Source organism: Myxococcales bacterium (genome assembly GCA_022563535.1).
Lineage (GTDB): Bacteria > Myxococcota_A > UBA9160 > UBA9160 > UBA4427 > DUBZ01.
In genome coordinates, this window is record JADFNE010000135.1 from 1 (window position 1) to 5,246 (window position 5,246).

At 59.1% G+C, this 5,246-nt stretch carries 4 protein-coding genes; 2 read left to right on the forward strand and 2 right to left on the reverse strand.

Translation table 11 applies throughout. The annotated features are described in order from the left end of the window. Positions 1–477: 477 nt before the first annotated feature. Positions 478–837, reverse strand: coding sequence for a YncE family protein (locus IH881_20130; GenBank protein ID MCH7870006.1), 360 nt, complete (start codon positions 835–837; stop codon positions 478–480). A 377-nt stretch (positions 838–1,214) separates the two neighbouring features. Here IH881_20130 and IH881_20135 point away from each other — a divergent pair, with 377 nt between their 5' ends. After that, the gene (locus IH881_20135) at positions 1,215–3,149 is read left to right on the forward strand and encodes a hypothetical protein (GenBank protein MCH7870007.1); all 1,935 of its coding nucleotides are present in this window, start codon (positions 1,215–1,217) and stop codon (positions 3,147–3,149) included. 431 nt (positions 3,150–3,580) lie between these two features. Further along, positions 3,581–4,489 (forward strand): hypothetical protein, encoded by a 909-nt coding sequence (locus IH881_20140; protein MCH7870008.1) that lies wholly within the window; start codon positions 3,581–3,583, stop codon positions 4,487–4,489. A gap of 260 nt (positions 4,490–4,749) precedes the next feature. Here the strand turns inward: IH881_20140 and IH881_20145 are convergent. Further along, on the reverse strand, positions 4,750–5,246 hold a 497-nt coding region (locus IH881_20145), incomplete at its 5' end, for a tetratricopeptide repeat protein (protein MCH7870009.1).

Genomic DNA, 5,246 nt, shown 5'->3' on the forward strand with positions numbered 1-5,246 from the left:
TTATATCCCCCTTGACTATATCTGGCGGGAGGATGGGCAGAAAGTCCGGGGGGTGCGCGTTCAGCGGTGCGCGGCGACGAAGCCGTGGTAGCCGGGTCGATCAGATTGCATGTCGGGGCGATAGCCAAGGCGATGTGGTTATTGTTAATAGTAGCAATATAAATATATTTACAATCTTTAGTGGCACCGCTATGCTGCCGATATTATAAATGCCCCAGGGAGTTGAGCCCGATCCCGGCGACACGCGGCCGCCGACCTCTTCCATAGCGTGGGGCTGATAACAACTCCGTCTACAAGACGGGAAGTCATCTCCGGCCCGGGAGGAGGGTGCGGGATGACGCAGGGGCGCTTCCATATTGATCGATAGGACCGTCGAAGCGGCACAGCAGGATCGCGCGTGCCCGCAAAGGCCTTGCGGATCATCCGCAACTGCCGACCTCGTCATCCGTCCGGGGCTAAAAACATGATGAGAGGCAATCAGGTTAGTTTTAATGGGAAATTGAAATCAACTAACAGATTCAGGAAGAAATTGGACACGTAGGCCGTGCGGCCATCCCGGTCAAAAACGAGATCTTCGGAGTAAAACTCGATCGGTATCCTCGAGACGACCTGATCCGTATCTACATCGATCACGGATAGGAAGTTGGAGAACCGGTTCGTTACGATGACCCAGCGCCCGGAAGGATGCACGGCGAGGCCATAGGGTTGGGACCCAACACGAATCCGCCCCCTCTCCGCGCGCGCGGCCACATCGATGACGGCGATTTCGTCTCCGGGGCTGATTTCGTTGCCGGCGAGGCTCACGTACGCTTTGCGCCCGTCGTGGGTTGTCACCACGCGATACGGCCGGCTCCGAGCCGGTTGCGGCTCGGCCGCAGGATCGATATTAGAGACCGCTAGCAGAGACCGCGCATGCCACGTCGTCGCGGAATTTGTGGAGTGTTTGATTTCTGGAGCTGCCACTTCATCCAGCTGGTATCGATAGAGGGACACCCCGACACCAAGAAGCAATATCAGAGAGCAGCTGAGAATGGCGGCTAAATCGCGGGTCACAGGGTTGCCTGCTTAAGAGTGCACTCCAATCTTAACGAGGATGGCCTCGATGCGGGATGTGGCATAGCGCCCCACATGGACGCGCTGCCTCGAATGTAGCAGTGATTGAGTTGGCGTAAGCCGACAAGCAACGAGTGAGCATGTTCGCGCGAATCAATCAGATGTCCCTGAGAAATAGGATCGTCGTTCCGATGGTAGCGCTCTCGGTGCTACCCGCTCTCGGAATCAGCGTATTCATCATTTCGAGCATGCAGACATCGATGCGCACTGATGCTATCGATCGGGAAGTCTTCGACACCCGAGCGCGCGCGCATGCTCTTGAAGAATTCCTCTGGGCAGTTCAGACGGATCTGCAATTTCTGACTCAAACTCAACTCCTGAACGAGCTGGCGGACGCACGCACAGCGGGAGATAACGAGCGCGTGGCATCACTCCGCGAGCAGTTGGAGCGGGAGTTGATCCTGTTTTCGCAGGGCAAGCGTTCGTTTTATCAGGTTCGCTACATCGACCTCGAGGGCCGCGAGGTCGCCCGCCTAAATGTCGAGGAGGGTCGAGCCAAAGCTGTGCCGGTTTCTCAATTGCAAAACAAGCGCGGGCGGAAGTACGTGGAGGCGTCGCTGAAGCTCCTGAAAGATGAAATCTACATTTCCCCTCTGGAACTCAATGTCGAACGCGGAAGGGTGGAGGTACCCCACCGACCCGTGCTGCGTTTTGGAATGCCGCTCTTCGGCCGGGACGGCGAACGAACTGGAATTCTCGTACTCAACCTCGATGCGACTCATTTATTCCGACTGATCGAGCCATTGCGAGCTGGAACCGAAGCGCTCCTGGTTGATGAAGAAGGAAGGTATCTGGGTTACATCGGCCCCTCGCAAGAGAAGCAGACAACGTATGGCCTCGATGGAAAGCGAAGTGTAAACGAAGATTTCGACGCGAACGAGGTCAACGCGATCCTAGAGCCGACCGAGCAGGGCCGCATCTTCGAAACGAGCAAGGCACTGGTCTCGATCGCTGTGGTTCGCGTGGCCAAGGGCGATGCGTCCAAACCGTGGAGCCTGCTCGTGACACATCCGCGCTCCCAGTTCGGTGCGCCAATTCGCAAATTGACGATCTACCTCTCGATCATCATCGCGCTGGTCCTGGCGATTGTGGCGAGGGTGGGCATTTGGGTGACCCATACACTCGCCCAACCGGTCGTCGAGCTGCGCAAAGCCATGAGCCAGATCGCATCGGACCGCAGCGCCAACATGCGCTTCGTAGGGTCCGAACCCGCAAACGAGATCGAAGCCCTCTCGCGAGAGTTCCAGCTGATGGCAAAGCGCCTCCAACTGGCACAGTCGCGCCTCCAGGACATGCAGACAGGCCTGGCTGAAGCGGAGAAACAGTCTTCCATCGCCCAACTCACCAGTGGCGTCGTTCACGAAGTCAGTGAACCGCTGACGTCGCTCAAGTACAAGATCCAGGCCGCCCGCGCAACGACCCGCGACGATGCGTTCGAGACGCTGAGGAGAAACCTGCTTCAAGATGTCGAGCGCATCGACGGCGTATTGCGATCATTCACCGAGTTGGCGGATGCTCCCGGATCCCATCCAGAGGTGACATCTCTGCCTACCATCGTAAAGAGTGCGGTCACGTTGGTCGGCCCCGAGATTCGCCGAAGGAGCCTTGATATACACATCGAAGCGGAACTGGATGTGCCTCCGATCAAAGGCGACCTGAATCAGCTGCGCCAACTCTTGATCAATCTGATTCTCAACGCAGCAGATGCTCAACCCACGGGCGAACGCATTGACTTGAAGATCTATACGGTGATGTCGGACACCTCAGACCAGCCCATGCCCATCGGTGCCGCGATCCAGGTCGTGGATGACGGCCGGGGCATTCCTACCGAGAGCCTCGTCAAGATCTGGGATCCCTTCTTCACCACGAAACAGGACGGGCTCGGATTAGGGCTCGCGATCTGCCGCCAGATCGTCGAGGAGCACGGTGGACGGATCGAAGTGTCGAGCCAAATCGAAATCGGCACAACGGTGACCGTGAGCTTCCCGATCGCCACATCCGAATCCGAACACCGCGCCGCTGATCCAGACGCCTGACCAGCCTTCCCTATCGCGAACTCAGCAAGGCCAACCGCGCCCTCACCAACGGGCTTCCAGACAACCGGCTCTATCTGGAGGCGGCTCGAAAAAGTTTGTATGACGCTCTTGGTCGATTGTAGAAGGAGGCGCAAGCCGCGCAACGCAGCCCGACTCAATTTGATGTCTGAGTCAGGCTCGATAAGGAACTTGTGCTCCGATTTTCGTTGATCCCACCGGACGACGTGGTTCGCGAAGACCTCAGCGATCGAGTGCGGGACCGGCCGATTTCATTGGGGATGTTGCTGTTGTCGGAAAATGCTGAGTCTTTTTGCCTCATCTCGCGGGATGGATGTGGCATTCCGACTCGTTCGAGGACAATTTTTTTCCATGTTAATAGAAAAACAAGTAGTGGTGTTGCGCGCTAGCTTCCGCTATTCGAAACTCCTGCCATGATGATATCGACACTTAGGGACTTCACGTGGCGCCTAGGCGGCGCGACCGACCGAGTTGAGGGCAATCGGCGCAAGTGGAATGGCGAAGCGGGATACGACGCCTACCACGCTTTCTGCCGCAGCCGTTTTGCGCGCAGCGAGGTGCCTCCGGGCGAGAATCCGTCCGTGGGATACGAGCGCCTCCAGGTGATCGCCCCCGAGGTCGCGGCGGACTTCCGTCGGCGCCTCGACGCAAACTACGAGTGCGTCTTCACGAGAGAGAAGTCGCCGCACAAGCAGGTGTACCAGATCGGCGATCGGGACTTCGATCTCGAGCTGCTGGAGCAGGCGTTGACGCCGGCGGTGGACGAACGCGTGGTTCGCTACTTCAAAAGCGAGTACTTCGTCTACTGGTACACCGTGAGCCGGGCGATTCCCACGTCTAAGCCCGCCCTTTGCAACTCTTTTCGCTGGCACTGCGACAACGGCCCCGATTTCCATCTGAAGCTCCTCCTCTACCTGAACGATTTCGAGGAGCACGGATGGGGAACCGAGGTGATCGACAGGGCGGCTACGCAGATCATCGCAAGAAAGACGGGCTACGCGTTTGCCCCGGTTCGGACGCGGGTGAACGATCTTGCGCCCTTTGCGAAGCGCGCGGGTGTAGCCTTCGATCCCCAGTGCCCCGAGATGAAAGCAGGGGAGGGCATTCTCTTCCCACCGGCGCAAGCACTTCACCGCGGCGTTGTTCCGGATCACGGCCCGCGCATTGTCGCATCCCTCTGTATGCTGCCGAGCCCGATTCCCTGGCGCGAAGCTTTCGACCGCTATGGCATTGCAGCGCACGACTATGGCAAGTGGCACACCCGGGCCGCCGATCTCCAGGAGCTGCTCACCGGGGGCGGCGTCGCGCCGCGGGATCACTGACACCGCGTCATGCGCCCGCTTCGCCTGACACTTGTCGAGAGCCCTTCCGCTGTTGGCGGTGCTGTGGATTTCCGAGTTCAACCTGGCGGATGCGTCCAATCGGCCCTCGTCAACAACCCAGCTTGTTTCTCCGAAGTGCTCTCGATTACATCCACTTGCTCCCTGCCGGGGACGCGACGCGAGGCAGAAGTTCCTGGCTGGCAGAAAAGCGCACAGGATGGCACCGAAAAATCGACGCTTGGATCCGCGCCCGCGGCGACCTACGGAGCGTCCTGCCGCGCCGAGGGTTCAAGGTTCTGCTGCGCTCTCTCCAGCATTCGGCGGTTCATCGGGTTGTTGGGTTCCAATGCGAGTACCCGGATTAGCAACGTGACGGCGCGTTCGTACTCGCCGAGCTTGGATCGGGCGACGGCTGCGCTGCGGAGCAGCGGGGTGTCGTTCGGGTCGACTGCTAGGCCCGACTCGTAGGCTTCGGCTGCTCGCGAGAAGTCGCGTTCGCCCTCGAGGGAGCGTCCCACTCCTCCCCAGGCGCCGACGGATGGACGGGCTCGTAGGCTTTTTTCGAATTCGATACGCGCGGCCTCGTAATCTTCCTGCTCGAGCAGCGCACGACCGAACCGAACATGTTCAATCGAATGTTCGCGGCCCGCCCACCCGAGCGCGGCGAACATCGTCGTAGCGATGCGGTGAGCGCCCCAATTTTGCGCTTGATGGCGAGCGAGCTCACCGAATTCGACTGCGAGGCAGATGGAACAGA